The 26417-nt window shown below is 74.2% G+C and carries 19 protein-coding genes; 4 read left to right on the top strand and 15 right to left on the bottom strand.

What is annotated here, in order from left to right; translation table 11 throughout:
• Positions 1–113: 113 nt before the first annotated feature.
• On the top strand, positions 114–2018 hold the full coding sequence (locus ACIP9H_RS36120; RefSeq protein ID WP_401593186.1) for a Na+/H+ antiporter NhaA: 1905 nt from the start codon (positions 114–116) through the stop codon (positions 2016–2018).
• Positions 2019–2045: 27 nt separating this feature from the next.
• On the opposite strand, the gene ACIP9H_RS36115 is transcribed toward ACIP9H_RS36120, so the two are convergent.
• From ACIP9H_RS36115 to ACIP9H_RS36090, 6 genes are all read right to left on the bottom strand, one after another.
• Positions 2046–4811 carry a cation-translocating P-type ATPase gene (locus ACIP9H_RS36115; RefSeq protein ID WP_401963265.1) on the bottom strand — a complete coding sequence of 922 codons (2766 nt, stop codon included), beginning with the start codon at positions 4809–4811 and terminating at the stop codon, positions 2046–2048.
• Between the two features lie 21 nt (positions 4812–4832).
• Positions 4833–5789 carry a polyphosphate kinase 2 family protein gene (locus ACIP9H_RS36110; protein ID WP_401593182.1) on the bottom strand — a complete coding sequence of 319 codons (957 nt, stop codon included), beginning with the start codon at positions 5787–5789 and terminating at the stop codon, positions 4833–4835.
• 136 nt (positions 5790–5925) lie between these two features.
• Positions 5926–7398, bottom strand: coding sequence for a SulP family inorganic anion transporter (locus ACIP9H_RS36105; protein WP_401593180.1), 1473 nt, complete (start codon positions 7396–7398; stop codon positions 5926–5928).
• A 109-nt stretch (positions 7399–7507) separates the two neighbouring features.
• Positions 7508–7900, bottom strand: coding sequence for a hypothetical protein (locus tag ACIP9H_RS36100; protein WP_401593178.1), 393 nt, complete (start codon positions 7898–7900; stop codon positions 7508–7510).
• Positions 7901–8007: 107 nt separating this feature from the next.
• A complete protein-coding gene (locus ACIP9H_RS36095) occupies positions 8008–10443 on the bottom strand; it encodes a SpoIIE family protein phosphatase (RefSeq protein WP_401593176.1) in 2436 nt (811 codons plus the stop codon).
• Positions 10444–10528: 85 nt separating this feature from the next.
• Complete coding sequence (locus tag ACIP9H_RS36090; RefSeq protein ID WP_401963262.1) at positions 10529–11662, bottom strand: hypothetical protein; 1134 nt, start codon at positions 11660–11662, stop codon at positions 10529–10531.
• Between the two features lie 167 nt (positions 11663–11829).
• On the opposite strand from ACIP9H_RS36090, the gene ACIP9H_RS36085 reads away from it, so the two are divergent.
• Positions 11830–12738 carry a hypothetical protein gene (locus ACIP9H_RS36085; protein WP_401593172.1) on the top strand — a complete coding sequence of 303 codons (909 nt, stop codon included), beginning with the start codon at positions 11830–11832 and terminating at the stop codon, positions 12736–12738.
• Between the two features lie 16 nt (positions 12739–12754).
• On the opposite strand, the gene ACIP9H_RS36080 is transcribed toward ACIP9H_RS36085, so the two are convergent.
• From ACIP9H_RS36080 to ACIP9H_RS36065, 4 genes are read right to left on the bottom strand one after another with little or no spacing between them, the layout of a single operon-like run.
• A complete protein-coding gene (locus ACIP9H_RS36080; RefSeq protein ID WP_401963261.1) occupies positions 12755–13963 on the bottom strand; it encodes a PucR family transcriptional regulator in 1209 nt (402 codons plus the stop codon).
• 48 nt (positions 13964–14011) lie between these two features.
• Positions 14012–14320: an AzlD domain-containing protein gene (locus ACIP9H_RS36075; protein WP_401593168.1), complete on the bottom strand. Its 309-nt coding sequence runs from the start codon at positions 14318–14320 to the stop codon at positions 14012–14014.
• Positions 14317–15081 (bottom strand): AzlC family ABC transporter permease, encoded by a 765-nt coding sequence (locus ACIP9H_RS36070; protein ID WP_401963259.1) that lies wholly within the window; start codon positions 15079–15081, stop codon positions 14317–14319. Before ACIP9H_RS36070 ends, ACIP9H_RS36075 begins: the two co-directional genes overlap by 4 nt.
• 10 nt (positions 15082–15091) lie before the next feature.
• Positions 15092–15940, bottom strand: coding sequence for an AraC family ligand binding domain-containing protein (locus ACIP9H_RS36065; protein WP_401963257.1), 849 nt, complete (start codon positions 15938–15940; stop codon positions 15092–15094).
• 181 nt (positions 15941–16121) lie between these two features.
• Here ACIP9H_RS36065 and ACIP9H_RS36060 point away from each other — a divergent pair, with 181 nt between their 5' ends.
• Together ACIP9H_RS36060 and ACIP9H_RS36055 are read left to right on the top strand one after the other, a co-directional pair.
• A complete protein-coding gene (locus tag ACIP9H_RS36060; RefSeq protein WP_401963256.1) occupies positions 16122–20786 on the top strand; it encodes an ATP-dependent helicase in 4665 nt (1554 codons plus the stop codon).
• A 13-nt stretch (positions 20787–20799) separates the two neighbouring features.
• Positions 20800–21633: a DNA-formamidopyrimidine glycosylase family protein gene (locus ACIP9H_RS36055; protein WP_401593160.1), complete on the top strand. Its 834-nt coding sequence runs from the start codon at positions 20800–20802 to the stop codon at positions 21631–21633.
• Positions 21634–22398: 765 nt separating this feature from the next.
• Here ACIP9H_RS36055 and ACIP9H_RS36050 read toward each other — a convergent pair.
• The 5 genes from ACIP9H_RS36050 to rimO form a co-directional block, all read right to left on the bottom strand.
• A complete protein-coding gene (locus tag ACIP9H_RS36050) occupies positions 22399–22875 on the bottom strand; it encodes a Dps family protein (protein WP_401593158.1) in 477 nt (158 codons plus the stop codon).
• Between the two features lie 219 nt (positions 22876–23094).
• On the bottom strand, positions 23095–23484 hold the full coding sequence (locus tag ACIP9H_RS36045; RefSeq protein WP_360917182.1) for a helix-turn-helix transcriptional regulator: 390 nt from the start codon (positions 23482–23484) through the stop codon (positions 23095–23097).
• A gap of 94 nt (positions 23485–23578) precedes the next feature.
• Positions 23579–24121: a CinA family protein gene (locus ACIP9H_RS36040; RefSeq protein ID WP_401593155.1), complete on the bottom strand. Its 543-nt coding sequence runs from the start codon at positions 24119–24121 to the stop codon at positions 23579–23581.
• Positions 24118–24861: a CDP-diacylglycerol--glycerol-3-phosphate 3-phosphatidyltransferase gene (gene pgsA / locus ACIP9H_RS36035; protein WP_401963253.1), complete on the bottom strand. Its 744-nt coding sequence runs from the start codon at positions 24859–24861 to the stop codon at positions 24118–24120. The genes ACIP9H_RS36040 and pgsA overlap by 4 nt, the downstream gene beginning before the upstream one ends.
• Positions 24858–26348: a 30S ribosomal protein S12 methylthiotransferase RimO gene (rimO, locus tag ACIP9H_RS36030; protein ID WP_401593151.1), complete on the bottom strand. Its 1491-nt coding sequence runs from the start codon at positions 26346–26348 to the stop codon at positions 24858–24860. Before rimO ends, pgsA begins: the two co-directional genes overlap by 4 nt.
• Between the last annotated feature and the right edge of the window lie 69 nt (positions 26349–26417).

Here is a 26417-nt window from a genome sequence, read left to right as displayed (position 1 = left end):
ACCCCGGCGTCCGGCCGCGCTCGGGGACGGCCCGTCCTTCCGGCGAGCACAACCGGAGGCCGTCCTCGCCGGAAGGACGGGCCGCCGCCGGCGGCACGTGCCAGGATGACCGGGTGAGTGCCTTCTCGTCCCTGCGGGCATCGGGGCAGACGCCGCGCAGCGCCGGCACGACAGCGCCGCTGCTGCGGTTCCTGCGGACCGAGACGGCGAGCGCGGCCTATCTGCTCGCCGCCACGATCATCGCCCTGGTCTGGGCGAACGCCGCGCCCGGGAGCTACGCCTCGGTCTGGCACACCCATCTGTCGCTGGCCCTGGGGTCCAACGAGGTCTCCCTGGACCTGCGCGAGTGGATCAACAGCGGCCTGATGACGCTGTTCTTCTTCATCGTGGGCCTGGAGGCCCGGCGCGAGTTCGACCTCGGCGAGTTCCGCGACCGTATGCGGATCACCCTGCCGACGGCGGCGGGGCTGGCCGGGATGCTCGTGCCGCTCGCCATCTACCTCGCCTTCACCCACGGCACGGGCGGCGCGGGCGGCTGGGGCACCGTGATCTCCACGGACACCGCGTTCGCGCTGGGGATGTACGCCCTCGTGGGGCGGCGGCTGCCGGTCGCGACACGGGCCTTCGTGCTGACGACCTCCGTCGTCGACGACTTCGTCGCGCTCGCCGTCATCGCGGTCGCCTACACCACCGGGGTGTCCTGGCCGGCGCTGTTCGCCGCGATCGGCCTCTTCGCCGCGGGCATCTGGATCGCCAATTACGTGGTGCGCGTCTGCGGCGAGTGGCGCGGCGCCGCGTACGCACTGACCGGCGTCGCCGTCTGGTTCGCCCTGCTGGAGTCGGGTGTGGACCCGGTCGTGACGGGCCTGGCGCTGGGCCTCATGGCGTGCGACTACCCGGCCCGCGGCGAGGACCTGCGCCGGGCGAGCCGGCTCTACCTGCAGTTCCGGGAGCAGCCGACGCCGAGCCTGGAACGCTCCGCGCGCCGCGGCCTGGCGAGGTCGGTGTCGCTGAACGCGCGGCTGCAGCAGTTGTTCCACCCCTGGACCAGCTATGTGATCGTGCCGGTGTTCGCCCTGGCCAACGCGGGCATCACCGTGAACGCCTCCCAGTTGTCGGCCGCGTTCACCTCCACCATCACCTTGGGCATCATCGCCGCCTATGTGATCGGCAAACCGCTCGGCATGGTGGGCGGCTCCGCGCTGACGACCTGGCTGAGCCGGGGGCGGCTGCGCCCGCCCGTCGGCTGGGGCTCGGTGACGGTCGGCGGGGCCGTCTCGGGCATCGGCTTCACCATTGCGCTGCTCATCGCCAACCGGGCCTTCGAGGGGCAGCAACTGGCCGAGGCCAAGATCGGCATCCTCTGCGCCGTCCTGCTGGCCTTCGTCCTCACCTGGCTCGTCACGCTCGTACTGGCCCGGCTGCCCCGGGCCCTGCGGCGCCGGGCGCTGCTCGGCAGGGCGCAGCAACTGGAGGACCTGGCCGAGCCCGTGGACCCCGACCGGGACCACATCCGCGGTCCCCACGACGCCATGGTCACCGTCGTCGAGTACGGCGACTTCGAATGCCCCTACTGCGGGGAGGCGGAGCCGGTCATCCGCGACCTGCTCGCGGACTTCGGCGACGTCCGGTACGTCTGGCGCCATCTGCCGCTCTCCGATGTGCACCCCAACGCCGTGATGGCCGCCCGCGCCGCGGAGGCCGCCGCGGTCCAGAAGCGCTTCTGGGAGATGCACGACCAGATCTTCGCCCACCCCCAGTCCCTGGACGGCCCGGGCCTGGACCGGCTCGCGACCGCCATCGAGCTCGACATGGAACGCTTCCGCCGCGACCTGGACGCCCGCCCCGTCGCGCTGCGGGTCGCGGAGGACGCCGAGTCCGCCGACCTCAGCAACGTCTCCGGGACGCCCACGTTCTTCATCAACGGCCGCCGCCACTACGGCGCGTACGACATCGAGACGCTGTCGGCCGCGGTACGCACCGCCCTGGAGCGCGCCAAGACCCTCCGGCACTACTGAGGCGGCCCCGGCGCGGCGGAAGCCGCCCTACGCGGCCACGCGCCCGGGATCGGGCACCGCGACCGTGCCCGCGCGCGAACGCGTCCTGCGCGCGAGGAGCTTGCCCGCCTCCCACAGCAGCAGGAGGACGACGGCAGCGAGGAGCGCCCAGCCGAACTGGCGCAGATCGATCCGGGTCGTGCCGAGCACGGAACGGAATCCGTCCACCTGGGTCACCAGCACGGCGAGGACGAACTCGCACAGCGCCGCCCGGTTCATCTGCTTGCTGTCGAAGGTGGACGTCGTCAGGACCGATTCCGTCTCGCTGCGGCATTCGAAGGCGGCCACGATCAGGCAGAGCGCGAAGGCGGTGAACGCCATCGCATTGCCGGTCCCGGCGCTGCCGAAACGGGCTTCGCCCACCTTGATGAGCGCGAGCAGGAGGACGGTCAGGGCCAGTCCACCGAGCCCGACCGTGACCAGGACCGGCCGGGTCAGCACGGACTCCCCGCGGGGACGCGGCATGCGCCTCATCAGTCCCGGGCTCTCCCTGTCGAAGCCCAGGGCGAAGCCGAACGGCGCGTTGACGACGAAGTGCACCCACAGGACCTGTGCCGGGCTGAACGGCTCGCCGGCGGCAATGTTGAGCACCGTGGCGCCCAGGAAGGTCAGGACGAAGGCCACCAGCAGCAGGAGGACGAAGCGGATGTACTTGGTGAGGTTGTCGTAGAGCTTCCTGCCCTCGGCCACGGCGTGGACGATCGTGGCGAAGTTGTCGTCGGACAGGATCATGCGGCCGGCATTCTTCGCCACGTCCGTGCCGCTGCCCATGGCGATGCCGATGTCGGCCGCCTTGATGGCGGGCGCGTCGTTGACGCCGTCGCCGGTCATCGCTACGACCTCGCCCTTCTTCTTGAGCGTGTCGGCGAGCAGCACCTTGTGCTCGGGAGCGACACGCCCCACCACTCCGATCCCGTCGATGCGGGCGAGTTGCTCGCTCTCGGGAAGCGCCGCGAAGTCCGCGCCGAGGATCGCCTCGCCCGGGATGCCGAGTTGCCGGGCGATGGCCGCGCCGGTGGTCACGTCGTCACCGGTCACCATGCGGACGCGGATGTGCGCCTTCTGCGCCTCGGCGACCGCGGTCCGCGACTCCTCACGAGGCGGGTCCACCATGGCCACGAGGCTGGTCATGCGCAGGCCGGTGACGAGGGCGAGCAGGTCGCCGTCCGGGTCGAAGTCCGCGGGGTCCAGATCGCGTGTGGCCGCGGCCATCACCCGGCGTCCCTCACTGCCCATGCGCTCGATCTGCTCCTGGGCGCGCCTTTGCAGTTCCGCGTCCCAGGGGATGCCCTCTCCCGCCGAGAGCGCGGTGGCGGCGCGGGACGTGACCGCGGGCGCGGCGCCCTTCACGAAGCAGCGGACGACCGGGCGGCCGGACGCGTCGGCCGCCGTGTGGAAGGTGGCCATCAGCTTGTAGTCGGGGTCGAAGGGCAGTGTGGCGATCCGGGGCAGCCGGGCACGGGTCCCGTCGATGTCCAGACCCGCCTTGTGCCCGAGGACGAGCAGCGCGCCCTCCGTGGGGTCGCCCACGACCTCGCCGTCCACCAGCCCGGCGTCACTGGCGACCAGGTAGGGCAGGATCGCGTCCTCGATGCCCGCGGAGGAGCCCGCGGCGTGGTGGATCCGGCCCTCCAGTGCGTAGCCGGTGCCCGAGACGGTGTACCGGTCGGTGGGGGTGACCACCTCCACGGCGGTCATCTGGTTCAGCGTCAGGGTGCCGGTCTTGTCGGAGTTGATCGCCGAGGTGAAGCCCAGCGTCTCCACCGACGGCAGCTCCTTGACGATCGCGCTGCGCCGGGCCAGGTTGAGGCTGCCGACGGAGAGGATCACCTGGGTCACCGTCGGCAGTGCCTCGGGAATGGCGGCGATGGCCAGCGAGACCGCGCTGACGAACAGCGTGTCCCAGGCCTGGCCGCGGGTCCGGCCGAGCGCGAACATCACGATCATCGTCAGGCCGGCCGCGGCGGCGATCCACAGCGTGAGGTTGTTCAGCTCCCGGGTGAGCGGCGACTGCTCCTTGGCGGTGGCCGACAGCATCCCGGAGATCTTGCCCAGTTCGGTGTCCGCGCCCGTCCCGGTGACGAGCAGCACCCCGCTGCCGTGCGTGACGGTCGTGTTCATGAACGCCGAGTTCGGCAGGTCGCCGGGCCCCGGGCGCCTCGTGCCGCGCGGCAGTGTGCCGGCGTCCTTGACCGCGGGGACGCTCTCGCCGGTGAGCGCCGACTCGTCGATCTGCAGCGCGTGCGCCTCGACAAGGCGCCCGTCGGCGGGGACCTGGTCGCCGGCGGCGACGAGCACCACGTCGCCGGGCACGAGCTCTTCGGCCGGCACCTCCGACTCCGCGCCCCCGCGCCGGACCCGTGCCGTCACCTTCATCATGGACTTCAGCGCGTTCATCGCGCTCTCGGCCTTGCCCTCCTGGCGCAGTCCGACGACCGCGTTCAGCAGGGTGAGGAGTACGAGCAGGATGCCGGTGCTCCACTGCTGGATCAGGAACGAGACCACCGCCGCGACCACCAGGATGATCTGCATGTAGCTGCGGTACTGGTCGAGGAACCGGCGCCAGGCCGGCGGGGGCTTCTCCTCGGGCAGTGCGTTCGGGCCGTGCGCGAGGAGCAGTTCGGCGGCCCGTGCCGCTGACAGGCCGGCCGCCGGGTCCACCCCGAGGAGCGCTGCGACGTCCTCGGGAGCACGCGCGTACCAGTCGTCCGGGGCATCGGGACCTGGTGGCGCGGGAAGGGGCTCCTCCGTCATCTCCTGCCTCCGATCAGCCGGTCACGAGCCGTGCCCGTCGCGCGGGTGGCCCGCCGCGTACGGGTCTGCGGGGGCGCCCTCGGGGGCTTCGGCTTCGAGTTCCCGTCTGGCGGTGAGGAGTTCCTCGCGGGCCTCGGCGCCGACCGTGGGGTACCGGGGGTCGATCTCCACCAGCATGTGCGCCAGCACGGCGGCCGCGCAGATCCGCGCGAACCACTTGCGGTCCGCCGGGACGACGTACCAGGGCGCCCACGTGGTGCTCGTGGCCGACAGCATCTCGGAGAACGCCTCCTGGTAGGCATCCCAGTGGCGCCGTTCGCGGACGTCCGCCGCGGAGAACTTCCAGTTCTTCTCCGGCAGGTCGATCCGCTTGAGGAATCGGGCGCGCTGCTCCTCCTTGGAGAGGTTCAGGAAGACCTTGACCACCTTGAAGCCGTTGTCGGTGAGGTACCGCTCCCAGTCGTTGATCTCCCGGTAGCGGCGCTTCCACAGCGCCTTGCCGTGCGGGGCGCCAGGGAGCCGCTGGCGGTCGAGGACCTCCTGGTGCACGCGTACGACGAGGACCTCTTCATAGTGCGAGCGGTTGAAGATCGCGATGTCCCCGCGGGCCGGCAGCCTGCGGGCGTAGCGCCACAGGTAGTCGTGGTCCAGCTCTTCGGCGGAGGGCACCTTGAAGCTGCTGACCTTCACCCCCTGCGGGTTGACGCCGCTCATGACGTGGCGGATCGTCCCGTCCTTGCCCCCGGCGTCCAGGGCCTGGAGGCACAGCAGCACGCCGTAGGTGTCCTGGGCGGCCAGCCGCGCCTGGTACTCGGCGAGCAGTGCCACGCCCGCCTTGAGCAGTTCCACGCCCTCCGGCTTGGTCAGGTGGGCCTTGTAGCGGGGGTCGAAGTCCTCGGCGAGGTCCACCTTCGACCCGGGCGCCACACGCAGCGGCTCGATGAACTCCGCGATGCGCCGGGCCCTGGTGTCCTTCATCGCCGGCCCCTTCCCTTCCCATTCCCTCGCCACCGCGTCGCGGCCACGCGCCGCGGGGTGTGTACGGCAACGCTCCGCCGGTGCCGTGGCATCGGCAAACGCACCGCCGCCGTTCGCCTGAGCCGCACGGCCCGGGTCACAGGGCGGGTGCCGGCCGTACGGCGGCCGTCCCGGGGGCGGTACGGGTCTCCGCCCAGGAGCGCAGGGCGACGCCGCTGGCGTGGTCCTGGTGCCGCAGCCCCGTCAGGTCCAGCTCGACGGGCCGGTGCGCGGGCAGGGCCTCCAGGACGTCGAGCATCTTCGGCAGGCGCAGGAAGGTCGCGTTCCCGCTCAGCCGCACCGTGATGGCGCCCTGGCCGTGGTCGGTGACGGCCACGTGCACCCGCGAGATCTCCCAGGCCGTCTTGGCGACCGCGAGCCCCAGCCCGATGAGCACGCCCTCGAACATGTTGACCGTCACGATGGCCGTGGCGGTCACCGCCAGGACGACGGCCTCGCCCCGGTGCGCGGACCACAGCGCCCGCAAGGGGGCGACCGGCAGCAGCTTGACGCCGGCGTGCACCAGGACACCTGCCAGGGCGGCGAGCGGGATGTACTCCAGGACGGCCGGCAGGAGCGCGGCGAACAGCAGCAGCCACACCCCGTGCAGGACGCGGGACGCCTTCGTGCGGGCCCCGGCGTGCACATTGGCGGAGCTGCGCACGATGACGGCGGTCATGGGGAGCGCCCCCAGCAGCCCGCACACGGTGTTGCCCGCGCCCTGGGCCACGAGTTCCTTGTTGTAGCGGGTGCGCGGGCCGTCGTGCAGCCGGTCCACCGCCGCCGCGCTGAACAGGCTCTCCGCGGAGGCGATCAGCGTGAACGCCACGACGGTGCCGAGCACGGCGGGCGAGGCGAGCACGCCGAGGGCGTCCGCGCCGGGCAGCCGCAGCGCGTCGGCCAGGCCCCGCACCTGGACGGTCTTCAGCGGCAGGTGCAGCAGCGCCGCGGCCGCCGTGGCGCAGGCGACCGCCACGAGCGCCCCGGGCACCACCCTGGCCCTGGCCGGCAGCCGCTGCCACAGCACGATGACCGCGATCGTCCCCACCCCGACGGCCAGGGCCGACAGGGCCCGCGGTTCGGTCGCCGCGTGCGCGATAAGGCCGGGCAGACCGGCCAGTTTGCCGGGCCCGGAGGCGGGTGCCCCATGGTCGGCCATCGCGTACAGCTGCCCGAGGATGATCACCAGGCCGATGCCGCCGAGCATGCCCTCCACCACCGACACCGAGATGGCCCGGAACCAGCGGCCGAGACCGGCCGCGCCCAGGGCGAGTTGCAGCACACCGGTGGCGAGGACGACCACGCCGAGCGCGGCCGCGCCGTGCTCCCGTACGGCCTCGTGGACGATCACCGTGAGGCCCGCGGCCGGCCCGCTGACCTGGAGGCTGCTGCCGGGCAGCAGGCCGGTCACCAGGCCGCCGACGATGCCGGTGACCAGCCCCAGCTCCGCGGGGACGCCGGAGGCGACGGCGACGCCCACGCAGAGCGGCAGGGCGACGAGGAAGACGACGAGCGACGCGGTGACATCGGTGCGCAGGACGCGCGTGACGGACGGGACGGCAGGAGGCATGGCGTACACCTTCATTGCGGAACGCGGACAGGGGGTGCCGAGCCCAGGAAGGCCGGGCGGACCGGGGACGGGACGCGTCCCCGCGCGGGGGCGGACGGCCCCGGCCCTGTCAGCAGCGCGGAACGGGAGGCGCCGAGGGGGCGTTCGGCGGTTGGGCGGCGGCAGCGGCGCAGCGGGCGCCGTCGTCCGGCACGGCGGCCGGGGCACCGTCGTCGTGCGTCACGGCGGCCGCGAGGTCGCGCACGGCGTGCCCGTACCGCAGGTGCGGCGCGGCGATGTGGCAGGAGTCCGGGCCTCCCCCGTGGTGCCCGTTGTCGGCCGGGGCGGCCAGCGGCTGGAGGGGAGCGCACGCGGGCGCGGCGCAGCGGCCGGTCCCGATGTCGGCGGCATGGGCCCCGGCGGGCGTGAAAGCGGTGTGCAGGAGGGCGAACAGGGCGAACAGGAGCGCCGCGCACCGCATGCCGCGCCGCGTGGGGCGGCGGGTACCGGCGACAGGCCGCATGGGGACCCCCTCGTGTTCCTGCTACGAGGGAACCTCCCGGCAGCGCCGAACCGGGGGCACCCAGGGCGCGGGTCCGCACGTTTCACCCGCAATAGTGAACGCCGCGGTCACCGCCCGGCGTCCCCCAGGGGCTGCTCCGCCCAGATCGTCTTGCCGGTGTCCGTGTAGCGGCTCCCCCAGCGGCTGGAGAGCTGCGCGATCAGGAACAGGCCGCGCCCTCCTTCGTCGGAAAGGCGCGCCCGGCGCAGCCGCGGCTGGGTCTGGCTGGCGTCGGAGACCTCGCACACCAGGTTCTCGTCGCGGATCAGGCGCAGGCCCACGGGGGCGCCGCCGTAGCGGATGGCGTTGGTGACGAGTTCGCTCGTGATCAACTCGGTGGGGAACGCGAGGTGCGTCAGGTTCCAGCGCTCCAGTTGCGCCTCCACCGCGGTGCGGGCCTCGGCGACCACCGCGGGGTCGGCGGGGAACCGCCAGGTGGCCACGGCGTCGGGGGGCAGCGGCCGCATGCGGGCCACCAGCAGGGTCACGTCGTCGTCGGGCGGCCCGGGGAGCAGGTCGCGCAGGAGGGTGCGGCCGGTGCGGGTGGGCGTGGTGCCCTCCGACGCGTCGGCGGCGAGTACCGCGCGCATGCGGGCCAGGCGCTCCGCCGGGGTGCCGTCGGGCTGCGACAGCAGCGGCAGGTTGTAGAAGGCGAGCATGCTGCCGGGCGGGATGTCGAAGCCCACCGGCTCGAAGGGCAGGCTGTCCACGCCCAGCGGCGGCCCGGGTTTGACGTCGACGACCTCGGCGGGGACGCCGGGGGCGGCGAAGACCGGCGGCGGGTGCCCTGCGCTGGCCATCTCGCAGCGCCCCGCCAACGGGTCGTACACGCAGTAGAGGCAGGTCGCCCCGGTCGCGGTGGGCAGGGCGTCCCCGGGTGCGTCCCCGGGCGGCGGTTCCACGTCGCCGAGCCGGACCACCAGGTCGTCCAGATGGGCGAGGAGTTCGCCGGGGGGCAGGTCGAGGTCGCCGAGCGTCTGCACGGCGGTGCGCAGCCGCCCCATGGTGGCGGCCGCGTTGAGTCCGTGGCCGGTCACACCGCCGATGACGAACGCCAGCCGCGACGAGGACAGCGGGATGACGTCGAACCAGGCGCCGCCGACCCCTTCGGTGCTGCCGGCCGGGACGTAGCTGCCGGCGGTCCGCGCCGCCCGGGTCTCGGTGACGGCGGGCGGCAGCAGGCTGCGCTGCAGCGCCTCGACGGTGCGGTGCTCGCGGGTGTAGCGGCGGGCGTTGTCCAGCCCGAGGGCGGCCCGTGACGCGATCTCCTCGGCAAGGGCGGCGTCGTCCTCGCCGAAGGGGGCGACGGCCGCGGTGCGCCACAGCATCAAGGTGCCGAGCACCAGGCCGCGGGCGCTGAGCGGCACCAGGAGGAACGACTCGGCGGCGTCCGGCAGCAGCACCTGGGCCTCGTCGGAGTCGAGGACCGGACCGGCCCGCCACTGGTCCAGGCGCGGCCGGAGCCCGCCCGTGCCCCGGCGCACCTGCTCCTCCGCCAGGCCGGGCATCTCGAAGGTGGCGCCCGACGGGTGGATCTCCGGGGGCCATTCCCCGTCGGAGGAGGCGACGGCGACCCGCTGGAAGGCCGTATCCGGCCCCGCCTCACCGGGTTCCTGCCCCAGCAGCACGCCCTCGGTGAGGTCCACGGCCGCCATACAGGCGAACCCCCGCTGCACCAGGACGTCCGCGAGCTCCCGGGCGACGGTGGGAACGGCCAGGCTGCGGCCGATGCCCTCGGCGGCGGCCTGGAGCAGCGAGATGCGCTCACGTGCCGCGTGCTCCTGGGTGACGTCGGTGAAGACCACCGCGACACCGATGGCACGCCCGGTGGCGGAATGCAGCCGGAACGCGGAGAAGGACTGGGCCCGCTCCCGCCCGGGCTCGCTCCGCAGCCGGGCACTGTGCACCCAGTCGACCATCGGCTCGCCCGTCTCCGCCACCCGCTGGAGTTGTGCGAGGACCGCCTCGGCGTCCGCCGGGATCAGTGTCTCCTCGACGCAGCGGCCGTACGCCGACGCCGGGTCCGTGTCGCCCTCCGCCCCCACCTCCGCCGTGCCGAGGTGGTGCGAGGAGAGATTGAGGCGGGTCGTGGTCAGGTCCATGCTGTGGATCGCCAGCCCCACCCGCTGCTGCCGGAACAGGGCCCTGACCAGCGCTTCGTCCTCCTGGCGGCGAAGGGCGAGCTGCAGGGGCGTCATGTGCACGACGAGTCCCTCGCCGCCGGGCGCCATCATGGGCAGCGCCTCCAGGCACATCATGACCGTCGTGCCGTCCCTGCGGCGCAGCTCCAGGTCGCCGTGCATCCCCTTCAGGGGCCACATGCCGGCGTCGGCGAGCAGGTCGGCGACCGGGCGGCCGCACAGGTCCCCGGGTGTCAGGCCGAGGAGTTCGCGCACCGCCTCGCTGCACATGACGATGCTGCCGTGCGCGTCGACCACGAGCACGGCGCCGCCGCCGTCGGGCAGCGCTCGGAGATTGCGGAGATCGGTGTGGTGGGTGCTCACCCATGCGCCCGCTTTCCTGGACTTCCCTCCCATTCAAACCCCCGGGTGCCACCGGGCGCACGCCACCGGGGCGGGTGATGGTGGCTCAGGGGGCGGGACGGCCGGTGACGCCGACGGGCCCGGCGGCGGTGACGGCACCCCTGAGCGTGACGCTGCCGGGGGCGAGCCGGTCGACGCCGGGGGCGCGCGGGTCGGCGGCCCGGGAGAGCGACACGGCGAGGTCGTCGGTGCCCACGGGGGCGGGCGCGTCGCCGAAGCTCCAGGCGGCGGGGCCGCCGAAGACGGCCTCCTCCACGGCGCGCAGCCACGCGGCGAGACGGCGCCGTGTCGGGGCGGCCGCACGGCCGTGGACGGCCGGCGAGAGCAGCGGACGGGACCATGCCTGCAAGGTGTCCACGGGGCCGCGGGCCATCACCTCGGGGCCGCCGGCGCGGCCGATCATGAGCAGCGGGGTGCCGTGCTCGATCCGCCACACCTGGGCCCGCATGCCGGTCCTGGGAAGCGCGGCGCGCGCCGCGCGGCCGGTCGGGGCGGGCGTCGCACCGTCGAGTGCGGCAAGCCATTGCCCGAGGTCGCCGCCCGTGCCGACCCGTCGGCGCTCCAGGGCGGCGGGCGAGGCGAGCAGGGCGGTGTCCTCGGCGAGGGCCCGCGGGCGGGAGGTGACCAGCAGCCGGTCGTCGGACGGGCGGACGCCGCCCGTCCCCGGCCCGGTGTCGAGGCTCTCCAGGGCGACGAGGACCGTCCCGGCGCGGTGGTGGAGGGTGACGGCGAGCGGTTCCGCGAGGGGCGTCGCGGACCACGACCGGCGCGGCACGGGGACGGGGAGCAGCGGGGACAGCCGGTGCAGCCAGTCGGCGAGGGCCGCGGGGGAGGTCACCGGCGCGTGCAGGCGCACGCTTCCGGCGCGTTCCCCGGAGGGTGTGACCCGCAGTGCGCCGGCGCCCGTGCGGCCCTCGACCAGGTACTCGACGGCCGGCTCGTCCTGCCGCGCGCCGCGGCGGGTGGTGGCCCGCAGGGCTTCCACGCCCCGCCCGGCGAGGAACCGCGCCAGGTCGCCGGTGTCCGCGGCCTGGTGGATCACGTCACCGTAGTCGGGGAAGACCGGCCCGCTCCGCACGGTGTAGCCCGCCACCGCTTCGCCGAGGAGCAGCCGCTGCACGCCCCCGAGCCACGTCGCCAGATCTCCCGAACCCGCCCTCCACAGCAGTGGATCCCCCATTGCGACTCCCGTCTCCGCCGTTTCCGGGGCACATTAACCGCGCGATTCGTACGGAACGTCAACCTCCGGCACCAGGTGTCCCGCGCCAGGGGGCGCGTGGTCGCACGGCAGGGTGCTCCAAGGGCGCAGCCGTATGCAGAGAGCGCACGGAGTCCTACTGTGCGCACATGCCAGCAACCCCGCTAGAGCGCGCCGAGTACTTCGTGTGGCTGACCGCACGCGTGCTCGAGCAGCGCAGGTTCGCGTACCACTTCAGGAACGGGGCGGCGGACGCGGTGGAGGCCGCGCTGACCGCGTACCGCAACGACGACGAGGGTTTTGGGCACGCGCTGGAGCCGGACCTGCGCGGTCCGGTCAGCCAGCCGCTGCACGTCGCCCGCGCCCTTCGCGTGCTCGACGAGATCGGCAGGTGCGGCAGCCAGCGCGCCGAGCGGATCTGCCGCTACCTGACCGCCGTCTCCACCGCGGAGGGCGCGCTGCCGGCCGTGCACCCCTCCGTGCGCGGCTATCCCGCCGCCCCCTGGCTTCCGGTGGTGGACGACCCGCCGGGCGACCTGCTCACCACGGCGCCGGTGGTCGGGACGCTGCACCGCAACGGGGTGTGGCACGCCTGGTTGTTCCGGGCGACGGACTTCTGCTGGGAGGCGGTCGACGCGCTGGACAAGACCCATCCGTACGAGGTCGTGGCAGCCCTGGCGTTCCTGGACAACGCGCCGGACCGGATGCGGGCCCGGGAGGCTGCCGCAAGGATCGGTCGCCTGGTGCGCGAGCAGCGCCTCGTCGTGCTCGACCCGCGGCGCGCGGGGGACGTGCCCGTACCGTCCGGCTACGCGCCCGGCGAGCACCACTTCGCGTACGACTACGCGACCGGCCCCGACTCCCTCGCCCGCCAGTGGTTCTCGGACGCCGAGACGGACGCGGCCCTGGACTTCCTCGCGGCTCAGCAGCAGGAGGACGGCGGCTGGCCGGTCCGGTGGCACGCGTGGGCACCCGGGACGGCGCTGGAGTCACGGCCGGTGGTCACCGTCGACGCGCTGCGCACGCTGCGGGCCTACGGCCGGTCCCTGGACGGCTGAAGGGTCCGCGGCCCCTTCAGCCGGCCGCGGCGGCGTCGCGCAGCAGGAGCGCGGCCAGCGCCAGGGCCGTGCCGTGGGGCGTGGCGAGGTCCAGGCCCGTGAGTTCGGTGATGCGGGCCAGCCGGTTGTCGACGGTGTTGGGGTGCAGTCCCAGCTGCCGGGCCGTGCTGCGGCGCTCCTGCCGGCTGCCCAGGTACGTGCGCAGGGTCTCCACCAGGTCCGGTCGCCCGGTGATCGGGTCGAGCAGCGCGGCGATCCGCTCGCCGCTGCCGTCGCGGTGCGCGAGGTGGTACTCGAGCAGCACGTCGTCGAGACGGTGCAGTCCCGCGGCGAGTCCGCCGGCCCGTGCCACCCGCAGGATCTCGGAGGCCGTACGGGCCGCTCCGGCGATGGCGCCAGGATCGGCGGCGGGGACCGCTGCCACCCGTATCTCCGGGGAGCAGGCGTGCCTCAGCCGCGCCAGAAGGTCCTCGTCGGTGCCGTGCGGCACGGCGTGGCCGGGCACGACCGCGTGGCCGCCGCCGGTGTCCAGCACGGCGGGCACGTCCGTGCCGTACGTGCGGTCGAGCGCGGCCTGCACACGGCGCAGTTCCCGCCGCACCGCCAAGGGGGCGCGCACCGGGCCGTCGCCGGGCGGCAGCCGCAATGCCAGCACCAGGGCGCCGTCCGCCAGCCCGAGCCGGGCCGCGGGGAAGCGGTCGGCGGGGAGCGAGCCGTCGAGCAGCGCCCGCACCAGGGAGCGGTCGCGTTCGCGCTCCTCCGCGGCGAGGGCGGCCCGTTCGTCGACGTACGTCTCCGACACCGCCCCGACCAGGTACTCCTGGGCGGCCAGGAGGAAGCCCGCCAGCTCGATCAGCGCGTCCTCCTCGCCGGGGCGCGCGGCGGCGCGCAGCGACCGCCACAGGGCGTGCGTGCCGTGCAGATGGCCGCGGAGCAGGAGGTGGAGCGGCAGCCCGTCGTCGGCGTGCTGGGCGGCGCGTTCCCGCAGCAGGCGTGTGTCGCCGCGGTCGCCCCGCACGGCGCGCCGGATCAGCCAGCGCAGCCCGTGCCGTGCGGCCGCCGCGATGCGGGGGTCCTTCGCCTCGGGTGCGAGCTCCGCGGGCGCGGGAGGGCCGGTCGGTCCGGCCTCGGTGATCCGGCGGGCGAGATCGCCCGCCTTGGACTCGCAGCGCGCGGCGAGAGCGCGGGCCGCGTCGGAGAGGACCGGCAGGGCGTCGGCCGCCATCGTCCCCACCCCCACTTCCGCAACGGTTCGACGGGTCACACTAACCCGTCATCCGGTGACGGCCCGCAGCGATCCCGTCACGACGACCGCCACCGCCACGACCACGAGGAACGGCGCGCGCAGCAGCAACGCCACGGCGGCCGCGGCCAGTCCGGCCCCCCGCGCGTCCAGCACCAGGGTGCGGCCCTGACCGAAGGTCTGCAGTGCCGTCAGCGCCGCCAGCAACGCGATGGGGAGCAGCGCGGCCAGCCGCCGCACCAGGGGCCGTTCGAGGAATCCGGCCGGGACGGACAGGCCGAGCAGTTTCATCGCGTAGCAGCCGAGGGCGGTGGCCGCGACGGCGAGCCAGGTACTCAACGGTCGTTCTCCTTGCGGCGGGTGGCGGCCAGGACGAGGGGCGCGGCGAGCGCCGCGACCAGGACGGGAACCCCGGCCGGCAGCAACGGCAGGCAGGCCAGGGCGAGAAGGACGGCGACGGCGGCCGTGGCACGCTCGCGGCGGCCCCGCAGCATGGGCGCGAGCAGCGCCAGGAAGACGGCGGGACCGGCCGCGTCCAGACCCCAGTCGGCGGGGTCGCCGAGCGCGGCGGCGCCCATGGCGCCCCCGAAGGTGGTCAGGTTCCACAACGCGTACAAGGCGGCGCCGGTGACGGTGAATCCGAGGCGGGCGCTCGCCCGGTCGGGCTGCGCGAGCGCCACTGCCGAGGTCTCGTCGATCACCCACTGCGCCGCGAACGGGCGCAGTGCGCGCGGGAGCCCGAGCAGTCCGGACAGCCGCAGCCCGTAGAAGGCGTTGCGCACACCGAGGAAAAGCGCACCCGCGGCCGCCGCGTAGGCACCGCTGCCGGCGCCCAGGGCGCCGACGAGCGCGAACTGCGAGGCGCCCGTGAAGACCAGCAGGCTGAGCGCGCACGTCTGGAGCAGGCTCAGCCCGGCTCCCGCCGAGGTCACGCCGAAGGCGAATCCGGACAGCCCCACCGCGACGCCCACCCCCAGGGCGTCGCGGACGACGGCGGCACGCGGGCGTGCGGGGCGCGCCCGTTCGGGCGCGGTGTTCTGGATGTTCTCGGTGTTCTGGGTGTTCTGGGTGTTCTCGGCGTCCATGGGTGCTGCGGTCACCCGTCCGACGTTAGGCGGCGCCCTGGGGGCCGTCTTGTACGTTATTGCGCTCGCGCCGGTAGGCGCCGGGCGGGACGCCGACGATGCGGGTGAAGTGCCGGTTGAGGTGCGGCTGGTCGGTGAAGCCGACGGCCACCGCGGCCTCCGCCGGGGCCGTGCCGGCGTCCAGGAGACGGCGGGCCCGGCGCACCCGTGCGTCGGTCAGCCAGGTGTGCGGCGGCATCCCGTACAGCTCGCGGAAGGCACGCAGCAGGGAGAAGGGGCTCGTGTCCAGGGCCGCCGCGAGCTCGGCCAGGGGCGGCGGATCGGCCAGCCGTGCCTCCAGGAGCTCGCGGGCACGCTGGGCGTTGCGTGCCCCGGCCGTCAGCGGCTCCCGCGCCGCCATGGTGCCGCCGTGGTCCCGCAGGAGGCGGGCGATCACCCGGCGCATCATGGTGTCGGCCGCGAGGGCGTTGTGGGCCTCGGCCGCCCGCAGCACCTCCGTGACCAGGCGCACCGACTGCGGGTCGTCGGCCACCGACGTCGCGAAGCGGGCGGAGCCCCGGATCGCCGTCGTCTCGGCGGCCACGGCGGCCACCACGTCCGCCCCGGGATAGATCACGCTGTACGCCCATCCCTCCGGCACGCCCGCGTGGCCGGTGTGCACCTCCCCCGGATTGATCAGAGCCAGCGCGCCGGGGCCGGCCCGCTCGACCCTGCCGTGGTGGTGGAAGGCCTCCACGCCTCCGGTGATGCCCGCGATCACGAACGACTCGTGCGTGTGCCGCACGAACGTCTTGCGCACATAGCGCGCCCGCAGCAGGTCGACGTCCGGCAGTCCCGGATGCCGCCAGTGCCGTGCCCGCTCCTCCCCTGCCATGCCCCCATTCTGCGCCGCCCGGATCCCTGCGGGACGGCCGCCGCCACCGCCGCACCCGCCCGTCCCACCGAGCACATGCGTCACCTGCGTACCGGAACCGTCCGCCGCAAGGCCGGCCCGCGCGGCCCGGGTCCGCACGGACGAGGGCGCGTTGTCAGTGGTGCGAGGCAGGATGGATGGCATGTCGCGACGGAACAGCGGGGGCGCACCGGAGGAGGCGGACACGGCCGGGGCGCTCGACGGATTCTCACCGGCCACGCGGGCGTGGTTCACGGGCGCCTTCCACGCGCCCACGGCCGCCCAGGCGGGGGCCTGGCAGGCGATCGCCGGCGGGTCCGACGTCCTTGTGGTGGCCCCCACGGGCTCGGGCAAGACCCTCGCGGCGTTCCTGGCCGCGCTCGACCAGCTGGCGTCGGCACCGCCGCCCGCCGACGCCAAGCGCCGCTGCCGCGTGCTGTACGTCTCGCCGCTGAAGGCCCTCGCGGTCGACGTCGAGCGCAATCTGCGCAGCCCGCTGACGGGCCTGCGGCACGAGGCGGTGCGTCTGGGGCTGCCGGAGCCCGAGGTGCGGGTCGGCATCCGCTCCGGCGACACCCCGGCCGCCGAGCGCCGGGCGCTGGCGACGCGGCCGCCGGACATCCTGATCACGACGCCCGAGTCGCTGTTCCTGATGGTGACCTCCTCGACGCGGGACGCGCTGCGCGGCGTGGAGACCGTGATCCTCGACGAGGTGCACGCCGTGGCGGGCACCAAGCGCGGCGCGCACCTGGCCCTGTCCCTGGAGCGGCTGGACGAGCTGCTGGAGCGGCCCGCCCGCCGTATCGGCCTGTCCGCGACCGTGCGCCCGGTGGACGAGGTGGCGCGCTTCCTGTCCCCGCAGCGCAAGGTGACGGTCGTGCAGCCGCCCTCGCAGAAGGAATTCGACCTGTCCGTGGTCGTCCCGGTCGAGGACCTGGGCGAGCTGGGCGGGTCCCCCGCGTCGGAGACCGACGACCCGCGGCCGTCGATCTGGCCGCACGTCGAGGAGCGGATCGCCGACCTGGTGCAGAGCCACCGCTCCACCATCGTCTTCGCCAACTCCCGGCGCCTGGCGGAACGCCTGTGCAACCGCCTCAACGAGATCGCGTACGAGCGCGCCACGGGTGAGCCGCTGCCCGAGGGGGCGCCGCCCGCGGAGATCATGGCGCAGTCGGGTGCCGCGCACGGGGCGCCGCCGGTGCTGGCGCGGGCGCACCACGGCTCGGTCTCCAAGGAGCAGCGCGCCCTGGTCGAGGAGGACCTCAAGGCGGGCCGGCTGCCGGCCGTGGTGGCGACGTCCAGCCTGGAGCTGGGCATCGACATGGGCGCGGTCGACCTGGTGGTACAGGTGGAGTCGCCGCCCTCGGTGGCCTCCGGGCTCCAGCGCGTGGGCCGCGCCGGGCACCAGGTGGGCGCGGTCTCCACGGGTGTGGTGTTCCCCAAGTACCGCGGTGACCTGGTGCAGTCGGCCGTCGTCACCGAGCGCATGCGGGAGGGCGCGATCGAGGCCCTGCGCATCCCGGCCAACCCGCTGGACGTCCTGGCGCAGCAGCTGGTCGCGATGACGGCGCTGGACACCTGGGACGTGGACGAACTCCTGGCGGTGGTCCGCCGGGCCGCGCCCTTCGCGGCGCTGCCGCACTCGGCGTACACCGCCGTGCTGGACATGCTGGCGGGCCGCTACCCCTCGGACGCCTTCGCCGAGCTGCGGCCGCGGCTGGTGTGGGACCGGGTGGCGAACACGGTGACCGGCCGCCCCGGTGCGCAGCGGCTGGCGGTGACCTCCGGCGGCACGATCCCGGACCGCGGCCTGTTCGGGGTGTTCCTGGCGGGCGCCGACCCGAAGAAGGGCGGCGGCCGGGTCGGCGAGCTCGACGAGGAGATGGTCTACGAGTCCCGTGTCGGGGACGTCTTCACGCTGGGCACGACCTCCTGGCGCATCGAGGACATCACCCGCGACCGGGTGCTGGTCTCCCCCGCTCCCGGTGTGCCCGGGCGGCTGCCGTTCTGGAAGGGCGACCAGCTGGGCCGCCCGCTGGAACTGGGCCGGGCGGTGGGCGCGTTCCTGCGCGAGGTCGGCCGGCTCGACCCCGCCGAGGGACGCGAGCGGCTGTCGGCCGCGGGCCTGGACCCGTGGGCCGTCGACAATGTGCTGGCCTACCTGGACGAGCAGCGCCGCGCCTGCGGCCATGTGCCGGACGACCGCACGATCGTGGTCGAGCGCTTCCGCGACGAGCTCGGCGACTGGCGGGTCGTGATCCACTCCCCGTTCGGTGCCCAGGTGCACGCCCCCTGGGCGCTGGCCCTGGGCGCCCGCCTGGGCGAGCGGTACGGCTTCGACGCACAGGTGATGCACGCCGACGACGGCATCGTGCTGCGCCTGCCCGACGCGGACCTGATGGGCCTGGACCTGCTGGACGTGGACCCGGCCCGCCAGGGTGCCGAGTTCGACACCGAGCAGTCCCCGGTGGGCGCCGCCGACGTGGCGTTCGACAAGGGCGAGGTCGAGCAGCTCGTCACCGACCAGGTGGGCGGTTCCGCGCTGTTCGCCTCCCGCTTCCGCGAGTGCGCCGCCCGCGCCCTCCTCCTGCCGCGCCGCGACCCCGGCAGGCGCACCCCCTTGTGGCAGCAGCGGCAGCGCGCCGCGCAACTGCTCCAGGTCGCCTCGGAGTTCGGCTCGTTCCCGATCGTCCTGGAGGCGGTCCGCGAGTGCCTGCAGGACGTCTTCGACGTCCCCGGACTGGTCGAGCTGATGGGCGACATCGAGTCGCGCAAGGTCAGGCTGGTCGAGGTCACCACCCCGGAGCCGTCGCCCTTCGCCAAGTCGCTGCTCTTCGGCTACGTCGCGCAGTTCCTGTACGAGGGCGACTCCCCGCTCGCCGAGCGGCGCGCCGCGGCGCTGTCCCTCGACTCGCACCTGCTGGCGGAGCTGCTGGGCCAGGCGGAGCTGCGCGAACTGCTCGACGCCGACGTGATGGCCGAGCTGGAGCGGGAGTTGCAGTGGCTGACCGAGGAGCGCCGGATCAAGGACGCCGAGGGCGTCGCCGACCTCCTGCGCGTGCTCGGGCCGCTCGACGACGCCGGACTGGCGGCCCGCGGCGCCGCCCCGGGCTGGGCGGGCGACCTGGAGACCGCGCGCCGCGCGATCCGGGTGCGCATCGCGGGCGCGGACCGCTGGGCGGCCGTGGAGGACGCGGGGCGCCTGCGGGACGCGCTGGGCACCGCGCTCCCGGTCGGCGTGCCGGAAGCCTTCACCGAGCCCGTCAAGGACCCGCTGGCGGACCTGCTGGCCCGGCACGCCCGTACCCACGGCCCCTTCACCTCCGCTGAGGCGGCGTACCGCTTCGGCCTGGGCACCGCTGTCGCGGACGGCACACTGCACCGGCTCGCGGCGTCCGGGCGCGTGGTCCAGGGCGAGTTCCGCCCCGGGGGCGCCGGGCACGAGTGGTGCGACGCGGGCGTGCTGCGCCGGCTGCGCCGCCGTTCCCTCGCCGCGCTGCGCCACGAACTGGAGCCGGTGCCGCCGGCCACCTTGGCGTCCTTCCTGCCGCAGTGGCAGCACGTGGGCACCCACGGCCTGCGCGGCACGGACGGGCTCGTCCGGGCGGTGGAACAGCTCCAAGGCGCGGCGGTGCCCGCCTCGGCCCTGGAGAAGCTGGTGCTGCCGGCCCGTGTCACCGGCTACACCCCGGCGATGCTGGACGAACTGACTTCGGCAGGCGAGGTGCTGTGGTCGGGGGCCGGCGCCCTGCCCGGCAAGGACGGCTGGGTGTCGCTGTACCTCGCCGAGACCGCGCCCCTGCTGCTGCCCGAGCCCCAGCCGCTGGAGCTCTCCCCGCTCCACCGTGCCGTCCTGGAGGCGCTGTCGGCCGGCTACGGGCTGTTCTTCCGGCAGATCGCCGACCAGGTGAGGGCCGCCGGGCACGAGCCGGGCGACCCCGAACTGGCCGAGGTGGTCTGGGACCTGGCCTGGTCGGGCCGGCTCACCAACGACACCCTCGCGCCGTTGCGCGCACTGCTCGGTTCCGGCCGCACCGCGGGCTCCACCGCCCACCGGGCACCCCGCGCGGTACCGCGCGGCCGCTACGGGGGCCTGACCGCGCGGACGGGCGGTGTGCCACGGGCCACGGCGTCCCGCGGCGGCCCGCCGACCACGGCCGGCCGCTGGTCCCTCGTACCGGACCTGGAGACCGACCCCACGCACCGGGCGCACGCCCTCACCCACACCCTGCTGGACCGGCACGGCGTCGTCACCCGCGGCGCGGTGGCCGCCGAGGGCGTCGAGGGCGGCTTCTCGGCCGCCTACCGGGTGCTGGCCGCCTTCGAGGAGACCGGGCAGGCCCGCCGCGGCTACGTCGTGGAGGGCCTGGGCGCAGCCCAGTTCGCCATGGACGGCGCCGTGGACCGGCTGCGTGCCCTCAGCAACGCCCGAGACCGCGAGGGGAGCCGCCAGGAGAAGGCGCGTACGGTCGTGCTCGCCGCCGCCGACCCCGCCAACGCCTATGGTGCCGCCCTGCCGTGGCCCGAGCAGCCCGCCGGGGTGACCCACCGGCCGGGCCGCAAGGCGGGCGCGCTGGTCGTGCTGGCCGACGGCGAACTCGTGCTCTATGTGGAGCGCGGCGGGAAGACCCTGCTGGCCTGGGCCGAGGACGAGGAACGCCTCCAGGCCGCCGCCGACGCCCTGGCGCTGGCGGTACGGGACGGGGCGCTGGGTCGCCTGACGGTGGAGCGCACCAATGGCGAGCCGGCCCTCACCTCCACGCTCGGCAGCGCCCTGGAGGCGGCCGGATTCCACGCCACACCCCGCGGCCTGCGGCTGCGGGCCTGACCGGGGGGACACCGTGCCCGAGGGAGACACGATCTGGTTCGCGGCGCACCGCCTGCACCGCGCGCTGGCAGGAAGGGTGCTGCTGCGGGCCGACTTGAGGGTGCCGCGCCTGGCGACCGCCGATCTGACCGGACGGCGGGTCGAGGAGGTGGTCGCGCGCGGCAAGCACCTGCTCACCCGGATCGAGGGCGGCCTGACCCTCCACTCCCACCTGCGCATGGACGGCTCCTGGCAGGTGTACGGACCGGACGAGCGCTGGCGGGGCGGCCCCGAACACCAGATCCGCGCGGTGCTGGCCAACGCCGAACAGGTCGCCGTGGGCTACCGGTTGCCGGTGCTGGAGTTGCTGCGGACGGCCGAGGAGGACAAGGCGGTCGGCCATCTCGGCCCCGATCTGCTCGGCCCGGACTGGGATCCCGTCGAGGCCGCGTACCGGCTGGGGACGCAGCCCGACCGCCCCGTGGGCGAAGCGCTGCTGGACCAGCGCAACCTGGCGGGTCTCGGCAATGTCTACAAGTGCGAGTTGTGCTTCCTGCGCGGTGTCACCCCGTGGATGCCGGTCGGTGAAGTCCCGGCGCCCGAGCGGGTCGTGGACCTGGCACAGCGGCTGCTGGAGGCCAACAGGACCCGGCACGGCCACATCACGACCGGGGACACCCGCCGCGGCCGCACCCACTGGGTCTACGGCCGGGCCCATCAGCCCTGCCGGCGCTGCGGCACCGCCATCCGCGTCGCCGACCAAGGCCCGCGCGGCCAGGCACGGGTGACCTACTGGTGCCCCCGCTGCCAGCGCGGCCCGGCCCCGCAGACGGCGGAGCCGTCCCGCTCCGACCCCCGTCATTACTGACGGGTCATCAGGCAGCAGGTCTTCCGCACATCGGCCCGGCGATCAAGTCCCGGGGTCCGTCATCCCCTTGGCCCGCGCCCGGGATGGGCGGACCGTGGCGTGCGCCGCGTCCCCGGACCGCCTGGGCGGCCCGGGGACGTGACGCACACCTGCACCTCCTGGCTCTGCCGGTTCCCGTCCCGTGCGGCCTCAGCCGTCACGACGGGCCAGATTCATCCGCCCGACGGCGGAGTCGTCGTGCCCTGGAAGGGAGCGGCTACGCGGCCCCGGTACTCTCCCCCATGGCCATCTGCCCATGGGGGTGCCGTCCTCACGAACGGGTACCACCGCGCCGTCCGGTCCCCGCGACCACCTCGCCGAATGCATCGGGATGATGCTCAGACCCCAGCCGCCGGCTGCGACGAGGCCTTCGAAGGGACCTGCTTGGGCGGGCTGGACGGTGAGCCGGACCATGGCCCACCACCACAAGGCGCCCGCGACGAAAGCGATGACCCAGCGGACGGGCCGCCGGGCCCACAGCTCCTGAAACAGCCGAGTGACGCACATGGCCGCCTCCTTCGGAGCCCCGAGGTTGCGGCGGGAATCACCCGGGACGGATCCCGGGCTTTCCCCGTACAGAAGTGCGATCCCCGTCCGTCAAGATCCCTAGACCTCTGCCGTCCCAGCCGGCACGACGTTCACTCCACTGGCGTACACGACCGGCTACTGCCTGCGACGACCCCGGGGCTCAGGTCCACAGCGGGCGACCGTCGCCGGGCGCGGGGCTCAGGCGTTCTCGGCCTGGAACATCCAATGGTGCTTCTCGAGCTCGGCGGCCAGGCCGATCAGGATGTCCTGGCTGACCGGGTCGGCGTCCCCGGTCGCCTCGATGCCGTCCCGGACCCGCCGGACGACCGCCGCCAGCGCCTCGACCATGACGTCCACGACCTCGCCGTCCCGGATCCAGCCGTCGTGCACCTCGTGGACGAGGCTGGACTTGGCCACCGTCCCGGCCCGGCCGTCCGGCGGCACGCCGATCGCGGCGGACCGCTCCGCCACGGTGTCCGCGTGGATCCGGGCGGTGGTCACGACGTCGTCGAGCTGGAGGTGGACGGAGCGGAACCGGGGGCCGTGGACGTTCCAGTGCACCTGCTTGGCGACCAGCGACAGATCGATCAGATCCGCCAGGGTGTGCTGCAGCGCGTTGCCCACGGTCGCGCGGGCCTCCTCGGACAGGGTGCTCTTCACAACGACGCTCGTCATGCGTCCTCCAAGGTCGGTCGGGTCGGACACAGAAGATCGCCTCGCCGGCGACATCCGTACGCCTTCCCCGGGCACGCGCGGGCACGCACCCCCACCCGCAGACCGGCCGCAACGCCCCCACGCCCAAAAGCAGTCCCACCGTGCGTGCCAAGCAAGAACGAGGCCCCGGCCGGCGGTCCACCGGCCGGGGCCTCGTCCCGGAACTGCTTGTGTCGCTCCTCAGGCCGCGACGACGTCCACGGCCTCGGTGGGCGCCTTCGGCGCCTTGATGGTGACCCGCTCGTCCGGACGACCGGACGGTACGGACGGAACCGCGCCCAGCAGCGGCCGCACAGGCGCGGCTGCCGATCCGACAGCGGCAGCCGACTCGGAAAGCTCGGCAAGCGCCAGATCGTCGCTGACCTCCCGCATCACCTCGGACATCGGGACGTCCAAGGCGTCACAGATCGCGGAGAGCAGTTCGGAGGAAGCCTCCTTCTGCCCCCTCTCGACCTCCGACAGGTAGCCCAGGGAGACCCGGGCGGATGAGGAGACCTCACGCAGGGTGCGGCCCTGGCGTTGGCGCTGCCGACGCAGCACGTCACCGAGCAGGCGACGGAGCAGAATCATCGGTGGCTCCCTCCTCGGACCGCGAATTCGCAACCTTCTTGCCCCACCGTACCGCCTCCGGCGTCGGCCGTGCGGGGAGCGATGACGTGTTCACTCAGGGCTGCAAACATCCCTTCCCCCCACTCTCTTCCCTACCCTTGGCCGCCGCGGATTCGCCAGGTGTTCCCCCGCCCGTCACCAGACTCTGGTGCAACAAGGTGAGTACGGCCTCCACGGAGGAGATACGGATGGCGGTGCGGTCCCCGTTCAGCTGCAGTTTCTCGCTGACCGTCCCCCCGGGCCCGGCGACCGCGACGAACACCGTGCCGACCGGTTGGCCGTCCTGCGGATCGGGGCCGGCGACCCCGGTCGTCGCGACCCCCCAGTCGGCGCGCAGCACGCGCCGCACGCCCTCCGCCATGCCTCGGGCGACCCCCGCGTCGACGGCGCCGCGTTCGGCCAGCAGCGTCCCGTCCACGCCCAGCACGTCCCGCTTGAGCTCCGTGGCGTACGCGGTGACCGAGCCGCGGAAGCTCCGGGAGGCGCCCGGCACCGCGGTCAGTTCGGCGGCGACCAGCCCGCCGGTGAGCGATTCGGCGACCGCCAGGGTCGCGGAGCGGCTCGCCAGCAGCTCCAGGACCTCGGCGGCGGCGTTCACGCGTCCTGCCCCGGCTCCCCCGCGGACCCGGACGGCCCCGGTTCCCGGACGGCGACGGCCGCCGCCACGGCCGCCCTGGCGACGGCCGCGCGCTGCGCCGCGAGCCCGGCCCGGCGCATCACCACGGCCTGCCGCACGTAGTCGAGTCCGGTGACCACGGTGAGGAACACCGCGGCGCCCATGATCACCGCCCGGATCGTCGCCAGCGGGCCGGTCAGCACCAGGATGTACATGCCGACCGCGACGCCCTGGGTGAGCGTCTTGAGCTTGCCCCCGCGGCTGGCCGGGATGACGCCCCAGCGGATGACCCAGAAGCGCATGAGCGTGATGCCGAGCTCGCGGAAGAGGATCACCACGGTGACCCACCACGGCAGGTCGCCCAGCGCGGACAGCCCGACCAGCGCGGCACCCATGATCGCCTTGTCGGCGATCGGGTCGGCGATCTTGCCGAAGTCGGTGACCAGGCCGTAACGGCGGGCCAGCTCCCCGTCGAAGAGATCGGTGATCATCGCGATGGCGAACGCGGCCCACGCGAAGGAGCGCCAGGCCGGGTCGTGACCGTCGCCGTGCAGGAGCAGCACGACGAAGCCCGGCACCAGCACCAGCCGCACCATCGTCAGGATGTTGGCGATGTTCCACACGCTGGGCTTGGCCGCGGCCGCCGCCCCGGGCGCCCCTGCCGCCGGGGCGGAAGCGGCGGGACGGTGGTTCCCCGCGGCGGACGCCGGTACTCCCGTCATCTGTCCGCCTCCTCCGTGCCCAGCGGCTCGGCGACGAGGTCGACGCCTTCGGTGTCCACCACCTTCGCCGCGACGAACGAACCGGCCACCAGGCCCTCCGACGAGGTCAGGATGATCTGGCCGTCGGTCTCGGGTGCCTGGTGCGCGGCGCGGCCCACAGCGCCGTCCTCCTCGTCGACGGACTCGACCAGGACGTCCACGGTCGAGCCCAGGCGTTCCTCGGCGCGCTGCGCGGTCAGCTCCTCGGCGAGCCGGGAGACCCGCGCCAGCCGCTCGGCGACGACGTCCTCGGGCAGCTTGCCCTCGTAGCCCGCCGCCTCGGTGCCCTCCTCGTCGGAGTAGCCGAACACCCCGATCGCGTCGAGCCGCGCGCCGCTCAGGAAGCGCTCCAGCTCCTCCAGGTCCGCCTCGGTCTCGCCCGGGAAGCCGACGATGAAGTTCGAGCGGACACCGGCTTCCGGCGCCTTGGAGCGGATGGTGTCCAGCAGTTCCAGGAAGCGGTCGGTGTCGCCGAAGCGGCGCATGGCCCGCAGCACCTTGGGCGCCGAGTGCTGGAAGGACAGGTCGAAGTAGGGCGCGACCTTCGGCGTGGAGGTGAGCACGTCGATCAGGCCGGGCCGCATCTCGGCGGGCTGCAGGTAGCTGACCCGAACCCGCTCGATGCCCTCGACGTCCGCCAGCTCCGGCAGCAGCGTCTCCAGCAGCCGGATGTCGCCGAGGTCCTTGCCGTACGAGGTGTTGTTCTCGCTGACCAGCATGATCTCCTTGACGCCCTGACCGGCGAGCCACCGCGTCTCGCCCAGCACGTCCGAGGGGCGGCGCGAGACGAAGGAACCCCGGAAGGACGGGATCGCGCAGAACGAGCAGCGGCGGTCGCAGCCCGAGGCCAGCTTGACCGAGGCGACCGGGCTGCTGTCCAGACGGCGGCGCAGCGGCGCGCGCGGCCCGGAGGCGGGCGCCAGGCCGTCGGGGAGGTCCGCGGGCGCGGAGGCGGCCGCCTGGGCGTCCTCGGCGGCCTGGGAGTGCCCCGGCAGCGCGACGCCGGTCGCCGACTGCCGCTCGGCCGGGCTGATCGGGAGCAGCTTGCGGCGGTCCCGGGGGGTGTGCGAGGCGTGCACCCCGCCGGAGAGGATGGTCTGCAGGCGGTCGGAGATGTTGCTGTAGTCGTCGAAGCCGAGCACGCCGTCGGCCTCGGGCAGCGCCTCGGCGAGTTCCTTGCCGTACCGCTCGGCCATGCAGCCGACGGCCACGACGGCCTGTGTACGGCCGTGGGACTTGAGGTCGTTCGCCTCCAGCAGGGCGTCGACGGAGTCCTTCTTGGCGGCCTCGACGAAGCCGCAGGTGTTCACTACGGCGACGTCGGCTTCGGCGGCGTCCTCGACGAGCTGCCAGCCGTCCGCCGCCAGCCGGCCGGCGAGTTCCTCGGAATCCACCTCGTTGCGGGCGCAGCCGAGCGTGACAAGGGCGACGGTACGGGGTTCGGACATAGGCTCAGCCTACTTTGTCCCTGACGGGGCTCTGACGCGCTGCGGCGCCCGGCCCGGGGCCAGGTGCCC

It is taken from the genome of Streptomyces sp. NPDC088732 (genome assembly GCF_044751205.1).
GTDB lineage: Bacteria > Actinomycetota > Actinomycetes > Streptomycetales > Streptomycetaceae > Actinacidiphila.
The sequence above is the reverse complement of the archived record's forward strand: the minus strand, read 5'-3'. Positions and strand labels throughout refer to the sequence as shown.